The organism is Micromonospora sp. NPDC000668, from assembly GCF_042897975.1.
Classification (GTDB): Bacteria; Actinomycetota; Actinomycetes; order Mycobacteriales; family Micromonosporaceae; genus Micromonospora.
Map to the genome: position 1 here is coordinate 104,428 of NZ_JBIAYP010000006.1, position 21,030 is coordinate 125,457.

Sequence of the window (21,030 nt, forward strand, 5' to 3'; positions counted from 1 at the left end):
ATCAGGTCGACGGTGGGGGAGTGGTGTCCCGGTAGATGCCGGCCAGCCACAGGTCGAGCAGCACGTCCACCACGTCCTGCTCGGCGACCGCCGGTCCGTCGCCGGCGAAGGTGGCGTACCAGACGCGCTCGTTCATCGAGTTGAGCGCGATGGCGAGGTCCCGGGCGGGCAACCCGTCCGGGGCCGCGCCACGTCGTCGTTCCGCCACGATGGCCGCCTCGATCGCCTGCACCCAGCGCTCCAGCACCGCCGCCCAGAGCCGGCGTACCTCGGCGTTCGTGCCACGGACCTGCGCGCAGGCGAGCACCAGCGCGCGGTGCGCGCCGAACGTCTCGTGGAACCGGTGGATCAGCTCGCGCCACCGGGCGCGGGGGTCCTCGGCGAGCCGGACCAGCACGTCTCCGGCGGCCGCGTCGGCCTCTTCGGTGACCCGGTCCAGCAGGGTCAGCAGCACCGCGTCCTTGGACGGGAAGTAAAAGTAGAACGTCGGCCGGGAGATGCCCGCGCCCCGGGCCAGATCGTCGATCGAGATGTCACCGAACGCCCGCTGTTCCAGCAGCCGCTCGGCGGTGGCCAGGATCGCCATCTCCCGGTCGTCGCCGGTGGAGCGGGCGGCGCGGCGACCGCGCGGGGTCGCCCTGCCGGCGCCGGTACGGGCGGTCGTCATGGCCGCTGATGCTACCCGTACTCAACACCCTGTCGAGGACACTCGACAGGGTGTTGACGGCTGTCGATGACGGTGGATATGGTCCGTCCACCGCCCCGGATGGAGGAACGCGATGCCCTCCGACCACGTCGACGTGCTCATCATCGGCGCCGGCCTGTCCGGCATCGGCGCCGCCTGCCACCTGCGCCGCGACTGCCCCGACAAGACGTACGCGGTGCTGGAGGCACGCGACGCCGTCGGCGGCACCTGGGACCTGTTCCGCTACCCGGGTATCCGGTCCGACTCGGACATGTTCACGCTCGGCTACTCCTTCAAGCCGTGGACCGATCCCAAGGCCATCGCCGACGGCGCGGCCATCCGCGAGTACGTCCGGGAGACCGCCCGGGAGTACGACGTGCAGCGGCACATCCGCTTCCAGCACCGGGCGCTGCGCGCCGAGTGGGACAGCGCCACCGCCCGCTGGACGGTGCACGCCCAGCGCACCGACACCGCCGAGACCGCCGTGCTGACCTGCTCGTTCCTCTTCGCCTGTGCCGGCTACTACCGCTACGACGAGGGCTACACCCCACCCCTGCCTGGCGTCGAGGCGTACGCCGGCCGGCTGGTGGACCCGCAGCACTGGCCGGACGACCTCGACCACAGCGGCAAACGCGTGGTCGTGATCGGCAGCGGCGCCACGGCGGTCACCCTGGTGCCGGCCATGGCCGAGCGGGCCGCCCACGTGACCATGCTCCAGCGCTCACCCACGTACGTCATCGCAATGCCGTCGCGCGACGTGCTGGCCGACGCCCTGCGGCGCTGGCTCCCGGCGAAGGCCGCGTATCCGGTGGTGCGCTGGAAGAACGTGCTGCTGTCCACCGCCAACTTCCAGCTCAGCCGGCGTGCGCCCGGGCTGGTGAAGCGGCTGCTGCGCCGGGCCGCCAAGGGCCGGCTGCCGGTCGGGTACGACGTCGACCGGCACTTCGCACCCCGCTACGACCCGTGGGACCAGCGGCTCTGCGTGGTGCCCGACGGCGACCTGTTCACCGTCCTGCAGCAGGGCAGGGCGTCGGTGGTCACCGACACCATCGACACCTTCACCACCCATGGCGTCCGACTCGCGTCCGGCGACGAGTTGCCCGCCGACATCGTGGTCACCGCCACCGGGCTCAACGTGCTCGCCCTCGGTGGCTTGACGCTCAGCGTGGACGGCACCGAGGTCGACCTGGCCAGCACCGTCGCCTACAAGGGCATGATGCTCTCCGGCGTACCGAACTTCGCGCTGACCATCGGCTACACCAACGCCTCGTGGACGCTCAAGGCCGACCTCGTCGCCGGATACGTCTGCCGGCTGCTGCGCCACCTGGACCGCACCGGCCAGCAGGTCGTCACCCCGCTCCCGCCGCCCGACGACGAGCGGGTGCCGCTCATCGACCTCCGGTCGGGCTACGTGCTGCGCAGCGTCGACGCGCTGCCCAAGCAGGGTGCGACCGCGCCGTGGCGGCTGTACCAGAACTACGCTCGCGACGTGCTGCTGATGCGGCACGGCCGGCTCACCGACGAGGGCGTGCAGTTCTCCCACGCCCGCCCCGTCGCCGAGCCGGCCGAGCCCGTCCGTCCCCGGGCCGGCTGAGCCCGTCCGTCCCGGCGCCACCCCGCCCCCTACCGGCCATGTATCCAGGACCAACCAGGATAGGAGCACCGATCGTGCGGAGATTCGCCTTCGTTGGCGCAACGGCTGTGGTCACCGGTGCGGCCAGCGGCATCGGTGCCGCGCTGGCGCACGCGCTGGCCGATCGGGGTAGCGACCTGGTCCTGCTGGACCGCGACGCCGAACGGCTGGATGCGGTCACCGCCGCGATCCGCGCCGAACACCCGGACCGCGAGCTGCACACCTACCTGGTGGACCTCGCCGACGCGGCGGCCACCGCCCGGGTGGCGGCGGAGATCGGCCAGCGACACCCACGGGTCCGGCTGCTCGTCAACAACGCCGGGGTCGGCCTGGGCGGCCGGTTCGACCAGGTGACGTACGACGAGTTCAGCTGGGTGATCGACATCAACTTCCGGGCCGTGGTGCAGCTGACCCACGCGCTGCTGCCCAACCTGAAGGCCGAGCCCGGTGCGCACCTGGTCAACGTGTCGAGCCTGTTCGGGCTGATCGCCCCGGCCGGGCAGACCGCCTACTCGGCGAGCAAGTTCGCGGTGCGCGGCTTCACCGAGGCGCTGCGACACGAGCTGGTCGACGACGGCATCGGGGTGACCTCGGTGCACCCCGGCGGGATCCGCACCCGGATCACCGAGAACGCCCGGGTCGGCAGTGGCGTCCTGCTGGAGGAGTACGCGGCCGGCCGGGCGCAGTTCGAGAAGCTGCTCACCATCGCGCCGGAACGCGCCGCCGAGGTGATCCTGCGCGGCGTGGAGCGCCGTCGGGGGCGGGTGCTGATCGGCTGGTCGGCGAAGGTGCCCGACCTGTTGGCCCGGCTCCTGCCGGCCTCGTACAACCGGCTGCTGGTCACCGGTCTGAACCGGGGCGTCGACCGCCCGGCGACCGCCGCCGCGCCGACCACCGCCGCCCCGACGCCGGCTGGCGACGTGGCCGGCGGGTGACGGTCCGATCGTGTGGCGGCGGGTCAGGCCGGGTCGGTGCCGGCCGGCGCCCGGGTCGGCAGGGTGTCCCGCTGGCGTAGCAGCACGGTGAGCGTCACCAGGGCGAAGAGCAGCAGGGCGATCAGATGCACCGCCACCGGCCCCAGCGGTGCGAGGAGCGCCAGCAGCGCGACGACCGGGAAGGCCACGACCACCGCGCCGTGCTGCTGGCGGCGGATGTGCAGCATCCAGACGGTGAGCAGGTAGACGGCGACCGGGACGGCCACCGCGTAGCCGGCCGCCACCCCGGAGAGGTGCCCGATGTGCCGCTCGTGGTCCACCGCCACGGCCAGGCCCGCGCCGACCGCGGCGATCGCAGCGAAGATCAGGTAGTGGCCGTAGCCCCAGATCAGGGAGTACGGCAGTTGGTCGGGCGCTTCGACCGACCGGTCGAAGTAGAGCCACCAGAGTGCGAACACGATCACCGCGCCGGCCGCCGCGAGCGACCAGAGGCCGTGGTTGCCGGCGTCGATCCCGGTCTGGATCGCCACCGAGATGGCCAGCACCGCCTCACCGAGCACGATCAGGGTGAACAGCCCGTACCGCTCGGTGATGTGCCGGGGGTGCCACGGGGTCATTCCGGGGCGCTCGGCCACCGCCGGCACCAGCAGGTCGGCCAACGCCAGCAGCACGAACGACGCGATGCCCCACTCCTCGGGCAGGGCGAGCCGCAGCAACCACCCGAGCTGCACCACGGTGACGCCGATCGCGTAGCGGCGGGCCGCCGCACGGTGCGCCGGGTCGCCGGCGGCCGCCCGGCTCCACTGCACGACGGCTGCCAGCCGCATCACCACGTACCCGTAGGTGATGATGCTGAAGTCACCGTCGGTGAAGGCGCGCGGCACCCCGGCCGCCAGGATCAACGCTCCGGTGATCTGCACAAGTGTGGTGATCCGGTAGACGTCGTCGTCGGTGTCGTAGGCCGAGGCGAACCAGGTGAAGTTCATCCACGACCACCAGATCGCGAAGAACACCATCAGGTAGCTGGTCACCGCGTGGCCGAGGTGGCCCTCGGAGACGTCGTGGTGCAGGTTGCTGGCCGCCTGCGCCACGGCCACCACGAAACACAGGTCGAAGAACAGCTCCAGCGGGGTCGAGGAGCGGTGCGGTTCGTCCCGGCGACGGGGCCTCATGGGCTGGTAGAACGGCCGCGCGGAACGGGGTTGGGTCAACGCAACTCCTCAGGCCGGCCGCCGGGTCGCCCACACAATAACGACCTCGGGGATGGGCGTCGGGCGCGCCGGCCCACGGCACGGTCGGGTCAATGGCGCTTCCGGCCGTGGGTCAACCCCTCCAGCATCAGGGTCAGCCCGGCACCGAGCAGCCAGGAGTCCTTGGCCAGCCCGGTGCCCTGCTGGGTCGGGCGTAGGCTGCCCGGCTCGCGCAACCCCGGCGTCTTCAGGTACAGCTGCACCAGGCCCGCGCCGAGCGCGGTCAGGCCGAGCCCGGCCAGGGTGGCCGGGACGAACGGCGCGAGCAGCGCGGCCCCCAGGGAGATCTCGGCGTATGACAGCAGCTTGGCGAAGCGCGCCGGCTCCAACTGGGCGAGTTGCGGCATAGCCCCGACCGCCATCCCGTGCAGGCCCTCGGCGGCACCGCCCTCCAGGTTCCGTTTGCCCAGACCCGAGTTGAGGACGAACGCGCCGATGCTGACCCGCAGCGGCAGATGCGCCAGTTTCATGATCACTCCCGGTGGCCGTGGCTCGACTGCGGCCCGCGTACCCGCCGGGACCCGCGATAACCCGCCGACCAGCCGACTGGGCCGGCCGTGGCGGTCGCGGTAGGTTCGCCAGGGGCCCACCGTCGAACTCGGCGCGAACCGCCTGCCCGGCACCCGGCCCCCGCCGCACACCACCAGCAGGAGGCGAAGTGAGCCAGGAAGTCCGGGGAGTCATCTCCCGCAGCAAGGGCGCGCCGGTCGAGATCACCACCATCGTGGTGCCCGATCCTGGCCCCGGCGAGGCGATCGTCCGGATCCAGTCCTGCGGGGTCTGCCACACCGACCTGCACTACCGCGAGGGTGGCATCAACGACGACTACCCGTTCCTGCTCGGCCACGAGGCGGCGGGCATCGTCGAGCAGGTGGGGGAGGGTGTCACCGACCTCGCCCCCGGCGACTTCGTCGTGCTGAACTGGCGGGCGGTCTGCGGGGTCTGCCGCGCCTGCCGCCGGGGCCGCCCCTGGTACTGCTTCAACACCCACAACGCCCGCCAGCGGATGACCCTCACCGACGGCACCGAGCTCACCCCGGCTCTGGGCATCGGCGCGTTCGCCGAGAAGACCCTGGTGCACGCCGGACAGTGCACCAAGGTGGACCCGGCCGCCCGACCCGCCGCGGTGGGCCTGCTCGGCTGCGGGGTGATGGCCGGGCTGGGCGCGGCGATGAACACCGGCAACGTCACCCGCGGCGACTCGGTCGCGGTGATCGGCTGCGGCGGCGTCGGGGACGCGGCGGTCGCCGGGGCGGCGCTGGCCGGCGCCACGACGATCGTCGCGGTGGACACCGACAGCCGCAAGCTGGACTGGGCCCGCCGGTTCGGCGCCACGCACACCGTGAACGCCTCCGAGACCGACCCGGTCGAGGCGATCCGCGCCGCCACCGGCGGCTTCGGCGCCGACGTCGTGATCGACGCGGTGGGCCGACCGGAGACGTGGAAGCAGGCGTTCTACGCCCGGGACCTGGCCGGCACGGTGGTCCTGGTGGGCGTGCCGACCCCGCAGATGACGGTCGAGCTGCCACTGCTGGACGTTTTCGGCCGGGGCGGCGCCCTCAAGTCCAGCTGGTACGGCGACTGCCTGCCCAGTCGGGACATCCCCTTGCTCACCGAGCTGTACCTGCAGGGCCGGCTCGACCTCGACGCGTTCGTCACCGAGGAGATCGCGTTGGACCAGGTCGAGAACGCGTTCGACCGGATGCACCACGGCGACGTACTCCGTTCGGTGGTGGTGTTCCCGTGACCGCCCGGGTCGACCACGCGGTCACTTCCGGCACGTTCTCCCTCGACGGGCAGACGTTCGAGGTGGACAACAACGTCTGGGTGCTCGGCGATGACCGTGAGTGCGTCATCCTGGACGCGCCGCATGACGTGGACGCGATCCTCGCTCTGGTGGGTGACCGCAAGGTCCGGGCGATCCTGGCCACCCACGCGCACGACGACCATGTCCGGGTGGCGCCCGAGCTGGCCCAGGCCACCGGCGCGCCGGTGCTGCTGCACGCCGCCGACCGGGTGCTCTGGGACATGGTCCACCCCCACCTGCCGCCGCACGGCGAGGTGCACGACGGGCAGAGCATCGAGGTGGCCGGCACCACGCTGCAGGTGTTGCACACCCCCGGGCACAGCCCCGGCGCGTGCAGCTTCTACGCGCCGGAGCTGGGCGTGGTGTTCACCGGCGACACGCTCTTCGCCGGCGGGCCGGGCGCCACCGGCCGCTCGTACAGCGACTTCGACACCATCGTCCGGTCGATCCGCACCCGCCTGCTCACCCTGCCGGCGGAGACGGTCGTGCACACCGGGCACGGCGAGGACACCACGATCGGCGCGGAGGCTCCACACCTCCAGGAGTGGCTGGCGCGGGGCCGCTGAGGCCGGTCGGCTGATCATCGGGCTCGTGAGCGCGACGCTAGGATCGCGCGCATGACCGAGCAGCCCGCGCCCGCCGTCCGTCAGCTGCGCCTTGTGGTGGAGGCAGCGGACTACGAGGCCGCCGTCGCGTTTTTCCGCGACGCACTCGGCCTGCCCGAGCACGCGGCGTTCAGCGGCGAGGGTGACGCCCGGGTGGTGATCCTGGACGCCGGCCGCGCCACCCTGGAGATCGCCAACCCGGCGCAGAAGCGCATGATCGACGAGGTCGAGGTGGGCCGACAGGTCGCGCCCCGCATCCGGGTGGCCTTCGAGGTGGACGACGCCCGCGCGACCACCGCCCGTCTGGTTGCCGCCGGGGCGAACGAGATCGCGCCGCCCACGCGTACGCCCTGGCAGTCGCTCAACTCCCGCCTCGACGCCCCGGCCGACCTCCAGATCACCGTCTTCCAGGAGCTGCGTACGCCGGAGGAGCGGACCGGGGCGGACGGCTTCGGCACCGGACGTGACAGCGACGGCTGAGCCCGGTGGGCCTCCCGCCGTTGCTCTCACTGCGGCGCAGGCGGCGGCGCTGGCGTACGTGCGGTCGCTGGCGTTCGCCGAGCGTCCCGCAGCGCTCGCGGCCGTCGCTCGCGAGCTGGCCGCGGCCGACGTCGGCCACCGGCCGGACGAGCTGCTCGCTGCGGTCGTCAGGTACGGCCGGCTGACCGTCAACTTCCACCCCGACCGGGTGTGCGCCGACGGGCGGGCGGTTGCCGCCGCGCTGGCCGCCGACGGGGTCTACCGCAGTCAGTTCGTCACCGGGATCTCCAACGGTGGCCTCAGCGCGTATCCCGGCGGTGACCGGGACAGCTGGGAGCGACGGATGTTCGGCGGCGCGTACCAGCGCCCCGGGGCGGCGCCCGCGCATCGGCCCACGTACGGCGGCCTGAACCTGCTCGACCATCCGGACGGCGCCTGTCCCCGCTTCGGCTCCTGTCACCTGCGGCTGCGCCCGGCCGTGCTGGCCCGCGCCACCTTCTGCCTTGGCGACAGCCACCTCGGTCCCCGGACAACGGGCACCGCCGACGTACTCGAACCGGTGCTCGCCGCGCTCCTGGCCAGCACCGTCGCCACCGGCGAATGCCTGGGACGCGCCGGGATGGACGTCGGCACACTGGTACGGACCCTGCTGGGCGGGCCGATTGTGCCCACCACGCCGCCTTCGGCCGGTCGGGCGCTGGACGACTACGTGGAAGCCCAGATTCACGGCACCCTCGACCTCGCTCGGGACGTCGAGGCGCTGGTGGTGGACCCGTCCTTCGCCGGCACCCCGGTCGGCGCGACGCTGGAGCTGATCGCCCGGCGGTACGGCTTCCCGCTGCGGTGGCACCCGGGCTTCGCACTACCGGTCGATCGGGTCGATCCGGCGTTCCGTGGCCCGGACATCCCGGTGCTGGCAGCTCGGCTGCACCGCGAGTTCGCCCGGCCGGGCGAACCGGTGGAGGCCGCGCTGATCGGTCGGGCAGCGGCCTCGGTGGTCGCCGAGCCGGACCGCTGGGCGGACCGGGGACCGGCTGCGGTCACCCTCCAACACCTCAAGCAGCTCTGGCACGTCGTGGTCCGGTACGGCGCACCGCACGCCCACTGACGACTCGATTGTTCCGCAGGTCACGGCCGTCCGGTTTCGCCCTGCCTGCCCACGTCCGGGTCGTCGACGTCACGACCGTCCGGTGCGCGGAGTGACCGGGACCGCAGCTCGCCTGGGCCCTGGCATTTCCGGAATGCCCGACACGTGAACCTGGTTGTGTCCCCCGTACCGCCGGAGCCCAAACCCTTTCCGCGGTCATCTCCCGAGGAGTGTTCACCCCGGAGCGCTCCGCACGATCGAAAGGGCAACCATCGTGAAGGTCGACTTCACTCGATGGCTCCCCGCCATCGCTAAGGATTCGTACCGCAAGACCGCGCTGAGCGTTGCGGGTGTTGCCGCCCTCGGCGGCCTGGCGCTCGCACCGACCACCGCGGCAGCCCCGGTCACCTCCGGGCCGCACCAGGGCGCTGTCGCCGCCATCGACCTCGCCACCGGCAACGCCGCCACCTCGGCACGCCAGGAGGAGCAGCCTGTCGAGTCCGGGCTGACCACCGGCTCCGCCACCGGCAAGCCGCCGGCCGGCAAGCCGAGCCGCGACGAACTGATCCCGCACGGCATCGAAGGTGCCCAGTCGCGCATCCCGCTCGACGACGCGCAGCTCGACAACGCCAAGGCGATCGTCGACGCGGCCAAGAAGACCGGCGTCGGCGACCGTGGCGCGGTGATCGGCATCGCCACCTCGCTGCAGGAGTCGAAGCTGTACAACCTCGGCCACCTCGGCGCGTCCAACGACCACGACTCGCAGGGCCTGTTCCAGCAGCGCCCGTCGTCCGGTTGGGGCACGCCCGAGCAGATCACCGACCCGGAGTACTCCGCCACGGCGTTCTTCAGCGCGCTGAAGAACGTGGGCGGCTGGCAGGAGCTGCCGCTGACCGCCGCCGCGCAGACCGTTCAGGTCTCCGCCTTCCCGTACGCGTACGCGCAGTGGGAGGAGCAGGCTGCGGACGTCGTCCAGCAGCTCTGGTGACACGACAGCGCCAACGCACGCCGGCCGGTTCCCGAGAGGGGACCGGCCGGCTTCGTCGTGCCTGGGGTCAGGCCAGCGGCGCGACCTCCTTGCGCAGCTTCGCGGAGCCGGTACCCACCGACCAGCCGGCAACCCAGCGGCTGGTGCTGGCCGCGCGGGTCCGGTCCGCCAGGTGGTACCAGTCCATCCGGCACCGCTGCCGGGTCACCTCCAGCACGCCGTAGCCGTGCCCGTCCAACTCCGTCCAGCGCACGTGCGGGTTCGTCGAGCGGAGCAGCCCGGCGCCGAGCGCGCTGAGCGCGTTGCCGGCCGGCAGACCGAGGAAGTCGTTGACGTTGTCGCTCGTCACCGAGGGCACCACGAACTCGGCCGCGGCCGGGTTGGACGGGCCCGTGGAGCGAGTGGTCACCTCGTTGGCCCAGGAGGTGTGGATGTCACCGGTCAGGAACACGACGTCGGTGGTGCCACTGGCCCGCAGGTGGTCGACCAGCTCGTTGCGGTCGGCGTTGTAGCCGTCCCACTGGTCGGCGTTGAGCACCGCCCCGTTCTGCGGGATGCCAAGCAGGGTGCCCAGCGGGCCGAGCAGCCAGGCGGGCAGCGCCCCGACGTCGACCCGGGCCATCATCACCGGGTTGCCAACCAGCTTCCACCGGGTAGTCGACGCGGCCAACCCCGCCTTGAGCCAGGACATCTGCGCGTCCCCGGTGAGGGTGCGCCCCGGGTCGTCCACCGCCGCGCCGGACGTCTGCTGTGAGCGGTACGAGCGCAGGTCCAGCATGGACAGTTCAGCGAGCCGCCCGAACCGCAGCCGCCGGTAGATCGCGCCGTCCACGCCGGCCCGCACCGGCATCCACTCCAGGTACGCCTGCCGGGCCGCCGCCAGCCGGTCGGCGTACGTCCCCTCGGTGCCCGGCGTGTGGTTCTCCGCGCCGCCGGACCACTGGTCGTTGGCCACCTCGTGGTCGTCCCAGGTGATCACCCAGGGCAGCGCCGCGTGCAACGCCTGCAGGTCCGGGTCGGTCTTGTAGAGCGCGTGCCGGATCCGGTAGTCAGCGAGGGTGAGCACCTCGTGCGCCGGCCGCACCGCGCGGACCACGGTGCCGCCCGCGTCGAACTCCCCGGTGCCGTACTCGTAGAGGTAGTCGCCCAGGTGCACCACCAGGTTGAGATCGCCGCGCTCTGCCAGGTGCCGGTACGCGGCGAAGAACCCGGCCTCCCAGTTGGCGCAGGACACCACGCCGAGGCGCAGCCGGTCGATCTCGGCATCCACGGGCGGCGCGGTCATCGTGCGCCCGGCCGGCGACCAGCCGTCGGCGTGACCGAACCGGTACCAGTAGGTGGTCGCCGGGGCCAACCCCGTCACCGCCACCTTCACCGTGTGGTCCCGGCTCGGACCGGTGTGCTGCGTCCCGGCGGCCACCACCGCGGTGAAGTCCGGGTCGGCAGCGACCTGCCAGGTCACGTCGACCTCGGGGCCGACGCCGGAGCCGGGCTGCGCCTCGGCGGTCGGGGTCAGCCGGGTCCAGAGCAGGACGCCGTCCGGCAGCGGATCGCCGGAGGCGACCCCGTGCCGAAAAGCGCCGTCGGCTGCTTGGGCGGGGCCGCTGCCGGCGAGGGTGGCGCCGGCCAGGACGGCGGTGCCGGCGGACGCGCCGGCCATGCGCAGGAGGGTACGACGGTCGAGGGTGTTCGTCATGGTCTATGTGTCTACCGTCGACAGTGCCCGCTGCGCTGCCCCGGTGACGACTGTTCGCCGACCCGTTGACGGCGGTTCCGTTTGGCCAGCCTCATGGTCAGCACGCCGCGTACAGACGGCGGGTGCCGACACCGGCGGCGTACGCGGCCCGGTCGCTGAACCGGCAGCCGTAGTCGGGACGCGCCACCACCGTCGGATCGGTCACCGTGTCGCCGGCCGGGCGTTTGCCGGTGCGTACCCACGACATCAGGTCGTCCCAGGCGGCGCCTGCCTCGGCCGGGCTGAACTCGCAGTGCTGCGTGGCCCGGATGGCCCGCTGCACCACCAGCTTGCTGCGGCCGTGCCGGGCCACGTCGGTGGCGTACGCCTGCTCCATGCTGAACGGTACGAAGAGGTCACCGAGGCCGTGCAGGCTGAGCACCGGCGCGGTGGGGCGGCCGGCGATCCGCGGCACCTCGGTCAGCGTCGGCAGGAGCCGCTGCCGAACGTTCTCCGGGGCGATCCGCGGCACGGTGGCGTTGACGTTGACCGGGCTGTTCGGGCTGTAGCGGGTGAGCAGGTTGGTGGAGAGTTGACCGGGCCGTTGGGCGGGGGAGTCGCCACCGCTGGTCACGCTGATCGAGAAGAGGAAGTCCTTCCAGACCGCGAACGCGGCGTCCGCGCCGGGCCTCGGCCCGCCCGACCGGTTCACCGTGATCGCCCGCAACTGCTTGCCCCGGTCGGTGGTGGTGTCCGGCCCGGTGGGGGTGAGCCCGGCCAGGCCGAGTGCCACCTGGATCCGAGGCACGGCGTTGGTCAGGTAGTCGGCCGGCGTGGGGTAGGCGGGCACCCCGCCGAGGGTCTGCGCGACCAGGTTGTAGTCGAGGTAGAAGTCGAGCAGCGTCTGGTCGCCGAGCACCCCGCACATGGGCAGTGCCCCGTCGTAGTAGCCGGGGTACTGCTCCAGCGAGCGGCCGATGACGTACCCGCCCATCGACACCCCGGCGAGGTAGGTGTGGTGTGGCCGGCGGACCGTCCGTCCGAAGTGGTCGGCCAGCTCCTTGGTGTCCAGCACGCCGGAGCGGATGTCGAAGCCGTTGCGGTCGTACGAGGACGACGCCCAGGCGTACCCCTGCTCCAACAGCCGCTGGCGCAGCCCGAAGCCGGGCGGCTCCGGCGAGAGCACCGTGCCCTGGCCACGGTAGCCGTGCGCCCACAGCACCAGGTCACCGTTCCACCGGGCGGGGACCTCGATGATGTATCCGGCGTGGCGGTGCACGCCTTGGCGTACCTTCGTGGGTTTGCCGGCCACGACCAGCGGCGCCAGCGGCGGATTCTCGATGGTGTAGCCAGGCAGCGGCTGGTTGCCCCCCGGGTCGCGGTCGGCGGCGCTGGCCGGCAGCGCGCCAGCCAGCCCGACCGTCAGGGTCAGCGTCGCGGTGGCGGCGAGCAGGCGGCGGAGGGTACGAAAGGGTGAGGACAGCATCGTGCTCCCCATCGGACGGATGTCGCCCGGGGGCGACCAGGCGGGACGGATGCCTACCGGCCGGTAGCGCCCTGAACCTAGGACTGCCGTCGACCAGAGTCAATGGCTACGCTGACCGGCCAGTCAGGGCGGCCCGGCTGTGCGGCCCTGCGGATCGGTCGGGTTGACTGGTCGCCGTGGACGAGTCGATCTGGGAAGCGGCGCGGGCGTCGCGGGGTTGGTTGGACGCGGCGAACGGCACCGGGCAGACCGAGCTGACCTGCCGCATCCTCAAGCTGACCGAGGAGGCGGGGGAGGCGTCGGCCGCCTGGATCGGTCTGCTCGGGCAGAATCCGCGCAAGGGCGTCACTCATACCCGCGAGGACGTGGCGGCGGAGTTGGCCGATGTCGCCTTCACGGCGTTGGTGGCGATCGAGAGCCTGGGGCTGGACGCGCGGACGGCGCTGGACTCCTGCGCTGCCAAGGTCCGCTCCCGACTCGCGGACTGACCGGTCTGTCCCGATCGCCGGCCGCGGCCCCAGCCCGAGCCCTCGTCTTCCGGTCGGTCGCTGTTGTTGGCGTGATACCTGTGAGGCATAAATATGCCTCTGAGGTATCACCGGTGTTGTCGACCCCGGGCCGGGATCGCGAGGTTTCGGGGTGATCGACTCGGTGTCGGCGATGTCGCGGTATCCCGCCGCGGGGATGCCCCGATGTCGGTGATCTGGAGTTGACCATGGCCATCCGGCCCGGTCTGACGCCGGGGCGGTGGCGGGCGCGCGTCGAATGTCCGGCTGACGCCGGGACGGTGGCGGGCGCGCGTCGAATGTCCGGCTGACGGCGGGAGCGGTTGTCGAGCGCGTCGAATGTCCGGCTGACGCCGGGAGCGGTGGGCGATCCGGGAGCCGAATGTCCGTTATCGGGGGCCCGCGGGGTGTGACCGGCTGCACTCGTGCGGTGGAATGGGGGCCGGCCCGGGGTCGTTACATACCCTGACGATCGCAGTACCACGGCCCGCCGCCCCACCCCCCGGGGTTGGAATGCCAGGCCCGGCCCGGTCGTTACAGATCCCCGAACGACCGCACCAGGCACCCGCTCGACCCGGTGCCAATGCCGGAATGACCTCGGCCCGCCGGTCGTTGCAGATCCCCTGAACGACCGCCCCCGCGCCCCGCTTGACCGGGTGCCGGCGGATGGGCCAGGCCCGGAATGATGTCGGCCCGGCGGTCGTTACACACAGACCCGGCGCCACGAGCCCCCGCCCGTTGGCCGCCGAGAAGACTTTCCCCTTGTTGTTGTTAGCGCCGGACGAGGTGCTCGCACCCTGTAATGCCGATCCCCCGATTGGTTTGGGTGTTTACCCCCGTGAAGGAGCTACCCCCATGAACACGATCATGCGTAAGAGTGTGCTGTCTGTTGCTGGTCTGGCCTTCGCCGGTGGTGTGTTCGCCGGTCCGATCGCCGCGCACGCCGCCACCCCCGTCGACGGCAAGCCCGCCGCCGTGGCCGTGCAGTCGGTCTCGCCGCAGGGTGAGCAGTCGCGCATCGATTTGAATGGTGAGCAGACCGCTAACGTGAAGGCGATCATCGCCGCGACGAAGAAGGCTGGTCTGCCGGAGCGGGCCGCGGTCATCTCGATCGCGACGAGTCTGCAGGAGTCGAAGCTGGAGAACCTCGGCCACCTCGGCGACATGAACGACCACGACTCGCTGGGCCTGTTCCAGCAGCGGCCGAGCTCGGGTTGGGGCACGCCGGAGCAGATCACCGACCCTGAGTACTCGACCACCGCGTTCCTCAAGGGCCTGAAGCAGGTCGACGGGTGGCAGGACATGCCGCTGACCGACGCCGCGCAGACGGTGCAGGTGTCGGCCTACCCGGACGCCTACGCCCAGTGGGAGAAGCAGGCCACCGACCTGGTCGGCCAGTACTGGAACAGCTGACCCACAACACCACAGCACCGCATGAACCGACCGCTGGCCGGCACCCCAACCCGGGGTGCCGGCCAGCGGCGTTTCGCCATCTCTGGTCGGCGACCGCGCGCGCCAGAAGTGAGTGGGTGAGGTGCACTGCGACCGCACTGCGACCGCGGGTGGGAAGCGCCGTTGGCGCGGGTGGGCGCGAGCGTACAGTCGGGCGGTGGAGCGTACTGAATCAATGCTGGCGGAGACCCGCCCGCCCGGCGTGGCCGCCGTCGATCCCGGCAGCGTGCTGCTTCCCGGCCACGACGTGCCGCTGGGCCGGTACACGACCGTCCGGCGGCTGCTGCCGCAGCGCCCGCGGCGGATGGTCGGCGCGTGGTGCTTCGTGGACCACTTCGGCCCGGACGACGTGGCGGAGCGGCCCGGCATGGAGGTGCCGCCGCACCCGCACACCGGCCTGCAGACGGTGACCTGGCTGCTGGACGGCGAGATTCTGCACCGGGACAGCCTCGGCAACGTCCAGCCGATCCGGCCCGGTCAGCTGAACGTGATGACCTCCGGGCACGGGATCGCCCACTCCGAGCGGTCGCCGGCCACGCATCCGCCGGTGATGCACGGCGTACAGCTCTGGGTGGCGTTGCCGGACCCGGCGCGGGCCGGCGCGGCGGACTTCGCCCACCACGCCGACCTGCCGCGCTGGCGCGAGGGCGAGCTGGACGTCACCCTGCTGGTCGGCGAGTTCGCCGGTGAGCGGTCCCCGGCGGTGGTGCACACGCCACTCGTCGGTGTGCAACTGGAGCTGAGCGGGCCGGCGCCGACCACCCTGCCGTTGCGGCCCGACTTCGAGTACGCCCTGCTGGCGATGAACGGTTCTGCCGAGGCGGGCGGGGTCGGGTTCGAACCGGGGGCGTTGCTGTACCTGGGTTCGGGTCGCCGCGAGTTGACCGTGCGGGGCGGGGCCGGGGCTCGGTTGCTGTTGCTGGGCGGGACGCCGTTCGACGAGCCGCTGGTGATGTGGTGGAACTTCGTCGGCCGCTCGCACGAGGAGGTCGTGGCTGCCCGGGAGGACTGGATGGCCGGGCGCCGCTTCGGCGTGGTCGCCGATGATCCCGCGCCGCCGTTGCCGGCGCCCGCCCTGCCCACCACCCGGCTGAAGGCCCGCGACCGCACGGGTGGTCTGCACGGCTGACGCCACGCTCCGGCCCGGCCGGGGAGCGCCGGCTGTCAGTGGGCGGCCAGGTGGTGGGTCGGGCAGCCGGCGTGTGACCGACGGTGGCGCGGGTAGTCGCCGACATGGCGACCAGTTTGATCACTCCCATGGAGGACCGGAAGCGCTTGGCCCGCCGGCTCGCCGGCAGCGGACGGGGCTTCGCCGAGCAGTACGGCTTCCGGGTCACCAACAACCCGGCGAGCCTGTTCCAGGTGCTCTACCTCTCGGTGCTGCTGGCCCGCCGAGGCGACTTCCGTCGGGCGTTGGACGGCGCGCGGGCACTGCGCGACGAGGGGTGGGACAGCGCCGCCCGGCTGGCCCGTTCCCTGCACCAGGACCGGGTGCGGGTGCTGCGCGACAGCGGCCAGCGCGGCGACGTGGACGCGCTGGCCGACGTGCTGGGCGACCTGGCTCGCACGGTCGTCGAGCGGTACCGGGGTGACCTGCGGCGGTTGCGCGCGATGGCGCACCACGACCCGGCACGGGAGCGGGCGCTGCTCGCCGAGCTGCCGGGGGTGGACGACCAGGTGGTTGACCTGTTCCTGCGCGAGGCGCAGGCGCTGTGGCGGGAGGTGGCCCCGGTGGCCGATCGGCGGGCGTTGACCGCGGCCCGCCGCCTCGGGCTGGGCCGGTCCGCGGACGACCTGGCCGGGTTGGCCGGCGGTGGGGAGTCGGAGCGGCTGGCTTGGCTGGTGGGGGCACTTGCCCGGGTCGACCTGGAGCACCGGTACGCGGAGGTGACCGGACGGCCATGACGTGCGCTGGCCCACAGTTAGCCAAAATCTGACCGTACGGAGGATGTTCTGTCGTATGGTTGGACCCGGCAGTGCTGGCCGCTCGGTTCGAGTGGGCATCCACCGCCTGGTGATCGCACCCGGTTCGGGAGCGGTTCACCGCCTGGGCAGGTTTGCGTGGCGCCCCCGGTCGCGGTTCGTGACCCCGGGGCGCCCGCCTGTCCCGGCGCTCCAGCCCACCGCCCGTGTCGCATCCGGGGTCAGGTCGGGCGGGCACTTAACTTTCACTTGGCGAGACCAGCCAGCAGGTTCACCGTCACGGCGATGATGAACGCGCCGAACAGGTACGCCAGCAGCGAGTGCCGTAGCGCCGTGCGGCGCATCTCGTTGCTGGTCAGGTTGGTGTCGGAGACCTGGAACGTCGTCCCGATGGTGAACGCCATGTACGCGAAGTCGGAGTACCGGGGCGGCTCGGACTGATTGAAGTTCACCCCGCCGTCCGGGCCGGTGTAGTAGATCCGGGCGTACCGGGCGGCGAACACGGTGTGCACCACCAGCCAGGAGAGCAGCACGCTGAGCACGCCCATCCCGCCGTACAGTTCGCGGACCGGCCCGGGTGGCGCGGAGTGCGCGCTGGCCAGCACCAGACCCACCGCCAGCAGGCTCGCCGTGCAGGCGATCAGCAGCACCACGTCACGGGTGGCCCGGTTGGAGTCCGCGTACGAGGCGACTCGGGAGGTCCGGGTGGCGTCCAGCGGCCAGAGCCTGCGCCAGACCAGCCCCAGCCAGCTCAGCGCGGCCGCGTCCCAGCCGACCAGCGGGGCGAGCGGTGGCGACACCACCACGGCGAAGACACCACCGGCGACGGCGCCGACCACCCCCACCAGGACGAGCTGGAACGCGGCCGGGGTGTGCCCGTCCGGTGGTCGGGACAGCGGACCCGTGTTGGTCATCCGCGCCGCCCGCGCGGCAGAGTTGGGGCCGCCACCGCCGGGTCAGATGCCGCGCAGGTGCTGCGAGACCCGGTTGGGCTTGTTGTCCCGGGCCTGCGCGGCCCGCTGGGCGGGGCCCACCTCGGGGGCCGCCTCGATGCCTGCCGACCGGGCCACCTCGGTGCCGTTGGCGTAGTCCACCGGCGGCAGGGCGCGCAGCGCCTTCAGCACGTCCGGCGGGGCCCCTTCCCGCTCGGCCTCGCGGACCACGTCGGCCTTCTCGGCCGGGTAGTCCAGGCTCGACAGGTACTGCAGGACCTCGGTGTAGCTCGCCATGGCAGGAGCTCCCTCGGGGCATTGATGTGGTCACGACCGGCGGCGGTTACCCGCCCGCTGCCGGGTCACGCCCGGTTCGGCGGAGGAATCGGTGCCGTTTCCACCTCGTCGCCGCGGGTACCCGCAGGCGCCGACGCGAGCCCGACCCGAGGGAGTACGCGATGAACTACGACACCTTCATCGACCAGGTTTCCCAGCGGACCAGGGCACCATCCGAGCGGTCGGTCGAGCTGACCCGGGCCGTGCTGGAGACGCTCGCGGAGCGGTTGACCGGTGGCGAGGTGTTGGACCTGGCTGTCCAACTGCCCAAGCCGTTGCAGTTGGTGCTGAAACCGAGCCCGCGCACCGAGCAGGCGGACCGGTTCGGGGCGGCCGAGTTCGCCGCTCGGGTCGCGCTGCGCGCCGGTGTGGACGAGCCTGCCGCCCGCGACGCGGTCCGGGCGGTCTTCACGACCCTGCGCGAGGCGATCAGCGGCGGGGAGTTCGACGACGTGGCGACCCAACTGCCGCGCGACTACCGGGACCTGGTCGAGCAGGCCATGGCCCCGGGCGCGACCCTGCGTCGCGGCTGACGGTGGCTCTCCGGAAGTGCACAGCGGTTGGCCAGGGCAACCACCTATGTCCGGTTTGGCATGGGGATTGAGCCTGGCCTAACCTTGTCGTGCGAGGGGAGTACTTCCCACGAACCATTCCGGTCAGTACGGCGCGCCCGGCGCGCCTCGGGTGGTTGTCCACCTGTCGGTGGGTGAAGGAGACCTCGAACATGACACGGTGTTCGAGGAGGCCCCATGACCGAAGTGTCGTATCTGTCTGCCGCGAGTGAGCTGACGACGATCGGCACGCCCACTCTGTGGGTGGTGACCATCGCCGGCGTGCTCCTGCTGCTGGTGCTGGACTTCCTGGTGACCCGCCGCCCGCACGAGGTCTCCATGCGGGAGGCAATCGGCTGGTCAGCGTTCTACATAGCCCTGCCGCTGGCGTTCGGTGGCTGGATCTGGGCCCGCTACAGCTCCGAGCTGGGCGTGCAGTACCTGACCGGCTACCTGGTGGAGAAGTCGCTCTCCGTCGACAACCTCTTCGTCTTCATGCTGCTGCTGGCCGCGTTCGCGGTGCCGGCTGTGCTCGCCCAGCGGGTGCTCCTCTACGGCATCGCCGGTGCGCTGGTGCTGCGGGCCGTCTTCATCGCCCTCGGCGCGGCCGCGTTGCAGACCCTCGACTTCGCCTTCCTGCTCTTCGCGATCATCCTCATCGCCACCGCGGTGAAGCTGCTCCGCGATGCCCTCTCCGGGCATCAGCAGGAAGTCGACATCAACAACATGCGTGCCGTGAAGCTGCTCCGCAGGTTCATGCCGGTGGTCGACGAGTACCACGGCACCCGGATGACCGTCCGGCAGGGCGCGAAGCGGGCGCTCACCCCGTTCGCCCTGGTGGTGGTCGCGGTGCTCGCCACCGACGTGGTCTTCGCCGTCGACTCGGTGCCTGCGGTCTACGGCATCACCGAGGACCCGTACCTCGTCTTCGCCACCAACGCGTTCGCCCTGCTCGGCCTGCGTGCCCTCTACTTCGTCCTGCACGCGGCGCTCAGCCGCCTGGTGCACCTCAGCTACGGCCTGGCCATCATCCTGGCGTTCATTGGTCTCAAGCTGGGTCTGCACTGGGCGCACGGCATCTGGGACAGCGTTCCGCAGATCCCCACCCTGGCCTCGCTCGTTGTGATCATCGGCGTGTTGGTGGTGGTCACGATGACCAGCCTGCGCGCCACTCGGGGTGGACAGCCCGAGGACCGCGAGGTGGTTGCGGAGCGGCACTGACCACGCCGCGCCGGGGCGATGAGGGGGTACGCGGGAAAGCTCCCGCCCCGGCCGACGCGGGTGGTACGACTGTGCAATGGGAATCGTGTCACCGGGCTTCCAGGGCCGGCCCCGCTCACAGGAGCCGGCCCTGCCTCCTGGGCAGTACCTGACCGAGGACTTCCCGGTGCTGTCGGCCGGCCCGACGCCCCGGGTGTCGCTGGACACCTGGGAGTTCGTCATCGCCGCGGAGAACGGCACCGAGTACCGGTGGTCGTGGCAGGAGCTGATGGCGCTGCCGCAGGAGACGCCGATGGTCGACATCCACTGCGTCACCCACTGGTCCAAGCTCGGCACCACCTGGCAGGGCGTCTCGCTGGACGTGCTGCTGGACGGCGTCGACACCGGAGCGCACTTCGCACTCGCGCACTCCTACGGCGGGTACAGCACCAACCTGCCGCTGGACGACCTGCGCGGTGGCCGGGCGTGGGTGGCGCACACCTTCGACGGAGCGCCGCTGCCCGCCGAGCACGGTGGGCCGGCGCGGCTGCTGGTGCCGCACCTGTACTTCTGGAAGTCCGCCAAGTGGGTGCGTGGCATCCGGCTCAAGACGATGGACGAGCCGGGGTTCTGGGAAACCGCCGGGTACCACGACTACGGCGACCCGTGGCGCGAACAGAGGTACCAGGGTGACTGAGCGCGCCGTGGCGACCGGCACCCCGGCGCGCGCGCCGATCCGTTGGCAGGTGGGCCGGCTGGTGGAGCGCCGGGTCGAGACGCCGAGCGCCCAGACCCTGGTGCTGGAGGTGCCGGAGTGGTCGGGGCACCTGCCCGGGCAGCACGTCGACGTGCGGCTGACCGCGCCGGACGGCTACCAGGCGGCCCGGTCGTACTCGATCGCCGGGCCGGTGGTGGACGGTCCCGGCGGCCCGCGCATCGAGGTGACCGTGCAGCGGGTGCACGACGGAGAGGTGTCGCCGTACCTGATCGACGTCTTTGGTCCCGGCGACCCGGTGGAGGTGCGCGGACCGCTCGGCGGCTGGTTCATCTGGCGGCCGGAGGAGACCGCGCCGGTGCAGTTGGTCGCCGGCGGTTCCGGCATCGTGCCGCTGATGGCGATGATCCGGGCGCGCCGAGAGACCGGCAGCCGGGTGCCGTTCCGGCTGGTCTACTCGGTGCGGACGCCAGACGACGTGATCTACGCCGACGAGTTGCGCCGCCGGGTCCGCGACGACTTCGGGCTGGACGTGGCGTACGTGTACACCCGCGAGGCGCCCGAGGGCTGGCGCGGCGAGCCGCACCGGATCGGCCTGGCCGACGTGAACACCCACGGCTGGCCGCCGGACCTGGAACCGCTCACCTACGTGTGCGGTCCGACCGGGTTCGTGGAGGCCGTGGCCGACCTGCTGGTGGGGCTGGGCCACCCGTCGCGGCGGGTGAAGACCGAACGCTTCGGCCCCACCGGCTGAGCCCGTCGCCCACCCAACGTCGAGGAGACC

22 protein-coding genes are annotated in these 21,030 nt (G+C 72.0%); 15 read left to right on the forward strand and 7 right to left on the reverse strand.

The window, feature by feature from the left end; translation table 11 throughout:
* Position 1 precedes the first annotated feature (1 nt).
* On the reverse strand, positions 2–667 hold the full coding sequence (locus ACFY29_RS27910; protein ID WP_386990990.1) for a TetR/AcrR family transcriptional regulator: 666 nt from the start codon (positions 665–667) through the stop codon (positions 2–4).
* A 112-nt stretch (positions 668–779) separates the two neighbouring features.
* Between ACFY29_RS27910 and ACFY29_RS27915 the strand changes: the two genes are divergently transcribed.
* A complete protein-coding gene (locus tag ACFY29_RS27915; RefSeq protein ID WP_386990992.1) occupies positions 780–2,279 on the forward strand; it encodes a flavin-containing monooxygenase in 1,500 nt (499 codons plus the stop codon).
* Between the two features lie 74 nt (positions 2,280–2,353).
* On the forward strand, positions 2,354–3,253 hold the full coding sequence (locus ACFY29_RS27920) for an SDR family oxidoreductase (protein WP_328417239.1): 900 nt from the start codon (positions 2,354–2,356) through the stop codon (positions 3,251–3,253).
* Positions 3,254–3,276: 23 nt separating this feature from the next.
* Here the strand turns inward: ACFY29_RS27920 and ACFY29_RS27925 are convergent, their stop codons facing one another.
* Together ACFY29_RS27925 and ACFY29_RS27930 are read right to left on the reverse strand one after the other, a co-directional pair.
* Positions 3,277–4,464 (reverse strand): low temperature requirement protein A, encoded by a 1,188-nt coding sequence (locus ACFY29_RS27925; RefSeq protein ID WP_386990994.1) that lies wholly within the window; start codon positions 4,462–4,464, stop codon positions 3,277–3,279.
* Between the two features lie 89 nt (positions 4,465–4,553).
* Positions 4,554–4,973: a hypothetical protein gene (locus ACFY29_RS27930; RefSeq protein WP_386990996.1), complete on the reverse strand. Its 420-nt coding sequence runs from the start codon at positions 4,971–4,973 to the stop codon at positions 4,554–4,556.
* 188 nt (positions 4,974–5,161) lie between these two features.
* On the opposite strand from ACFY29_RS27930, the gene ACFY29_RS27935 reads away from it, so the two are divergent.
* From ACFY29_RS27935 to ACFY29_RS27955, 5 genes are all read left to right on the forward strand, one after another.
* The gene (locus ACFY29_RS27935) at positions 5,162–6,250 is read left to right on the forward strand and encodes an S-(hydroxymethyl)mycothiol dehydrogenase (RefSeq protein WP_386990998.1); all 1,089 of its coding nucleotides are present in this window, start codon (positions 5,162–5,164) and stop codon (positions 6,248–6,250) included.
* Positions 6,247–6,876: an MBL fold metallo-hydrolase gene (locus ACFY29_RS27940; protein WP_386991000.1), complete on the forward strand. Its 630-nt coding sequence runs from the start codon at positions 6,247–6,249 to the stop codon at positions 6,874–6,876. Before ACFY29_RS27935 ends, ACFY29_RS27940 begins: the two co-directional genes overlap by 4 nt.
* Before the next feature lie 51 nt (positions 6,877–6,927).
* Positions 6,928–7,395, forward strand: coding sequence for a VOC family protein (locus ACFY29_RS27945; RefSeq protein ID WP_386991002.1), 468 nt, complete (start codon positions 6,928–6,930; stop codon positions 7,393–7,395).
* On the forward strand, positions 7,379–8,503 hold the full coding sequence (locus ACFY29_RS27950; protein ID WP_386991004.1) for a DUF3626 domain-containing protein: 1,125 nt from the start codon (positions 7,379–7,381) through the stop codon (positions 8,501–8,503). Before ACFY29_RS27945 ends, ACFY29_RS27950 begins: the two co-directional genes overlap by 17 nt.
* A 253-nt stretch (positions 8,504–8,756) precedes the next feature.
* A complete protein-coding gene (locus ACFY29_RS27955; RefSeq protein WP_386991006.1) occupies positions 8,757–9,470 on the forward strand; it encodes a hypothetical protein in 714 nt (237 codons plus the stop codon).
* A 67-nt stretch (positions 9,471–9,537) separates the two neighbouring features.
* Here the strand turns inward: ACFY29_RS27955 and ACFY29_RS27960 are convergent, their stop codons facing one another.
* A complete protein-coding gene (locus ACFY29_RS27960; RefSeq protein WP_386991008.1) occupies positions 9,538–11,166 on the reverse strand; it encodes an alkaline phosphatase D family protein in 1,629 nt (542 codons plus the stop codon).
* Positions 11,167–11,263: 97 nt separating this feature from the next.
* On the reverse strand, positions 11,264–12,631 hold the full coding sequence (locus ACFY29_RS27965) for a hypothetical protein (protein ID WP_386991010.1): 1,368 nt from the start codon (positions 12,629–12,631) through the stop codon (positions 11,264–11,266).
* 176 nt (positions 12,632–12,807) lie between these two features.
* Between ACFY29_RS27965 and ACFY29_RS27970 the strand changes: the two genes are divergently transcribed.
* The 4 genes from ACFY29_RS27970 to ACFY29_RS27985 all read left to right on the forward strand — a co-directional run bounded on the left by ACFY29_RS27970 (position 12,808) and on the right by ACFY29_RS27985 (position 16,494).
* Entirely contained in the window at positions 12,808–13,119 is a 312-nt protein-coding gene (locus ACFY29_RS27970; RefSeq protein ID WP_328417219.1) for a MazG-like family protein, read from the forward strand.
* Between the two features lie 873 nt (positions 13,120–13,992).
* The gene (locus ACFY29_RS27975) at positions 13,993–14,550 is read left to right on the forward strand and encodes a hypothetical protein (protein ID WP_386987151.1); all 558 of its coding nucleotides are present in this window, start codon (positions 13,993–13,995) and stop codon (positions 14,548–14,550) included.
* A 196-nt stretch (positions 14,551–14,746) separates the two neighbouring features.
* Positions 14,747–15,718, forward strand: coding sequence for a pirin family protein (locus ACFY29_RS27980; protein ID WP_355607580.1), 972 nt, complete (start codon positions 14,747–14,749; stop codon positions 15,716–15,718).
* 104 nt (positions 15,719–15,822) lie between these two features.
* Positions 15,823–16,494, forward strand: coding sequence for a hypothetical protein (locus ACFY29_RS27985; RefSeq protein WP_386991012.1), 672 nt, complete (start codon positions 15,823–15,825; stop codon positions 16,492–16,494).
* A 263-nt stretch (positions 16,495–16,757) separates the two neighbouring features.
* Here the strand turns inward: ACFY29_RS27985 and ACFY29_RS27990 are convergent, their stop codons facing one another.
* Positions 16,758–17,426, reverse strand: coding sequence for a DUF1345 domain-containing protein (locus ACFY29_RS27990; protein ID WP_328417211.1), 669 nt, complete (start codon positions 17,424–17,426; stop codon positions 16,758–16,760).
* A 42-nt stretch (positions 17,427–17,468) separates the two neighbouring features.
* A complete protein-coding gene (locus ACFY29_RS27995) occupies positions 17,469–17,741 on the reverse strand; it encodes a DUF2795 domain-containing protein (RefSeq protein ID WP_355607589.1) in 273 nt (90 codons plus the stop codon).
* Positions 17,742–17,902: 161 nt separating this feature from the next.
* On the opposite strand from ACFY29_RS27995, the gene ACFY29_RS28000 reads away from it, so the two are divergent.
* From ACFY29_RS28000 to ACFY29_RS28015, 4 genes are all read left to right on the forward strand, one after another.
* Entirely contained in the window at positions 17,903–18,313 is a 411-nt protein-coding gene (locus ACFY29_RS28000) for a DUF2267 domain-containing protein (RefSeq protein ID WP_328417207.1), read from the forward strand.
* 216 nt (positions 18,314–18,529) lie between these two features.
* Positions 18,530–19,552 (forward strand): TerC/Alx family metal homeostasis membrane protein, encoded by a 1,023-nt coding sequence (locus tag ACFY29_RS28005; RefSeq protein ID WP_355607594.1) that lies wholly within the window; start codon positions 18,530–18,532, stop codon positions 19,550–19,552.
* Positions 19,553–19,628: 76 nt separating this feature from the next.
* Positions 19,629–20,228: a sulfite oxidase-like oxidoreductase gene (locus ACFY29_RS28010; RefSeq protein ID WP_328417203.1), complete on the forward strand. Its 600-nt coding sequence runs from the start codon at positions 19,629–19,631 to the stop codon at positions 20,226–20,228.
* A 7-nt stretch (positions 20,229–20,235) separates the two neighbouring features.
* Positions 20,236–21,000, forward strand: coding sequence for a ferredoxin reductase (locus tag ACFY29_RS28015; RefSeq protein WP_355607898.1), 765 nt, complete (start codon positions 20,236–20,238; stop codon positions 20,998–21,000).
* The last annotated feature ends 30 nt before the right edge of the window (positions 21,001–21,030 follow it).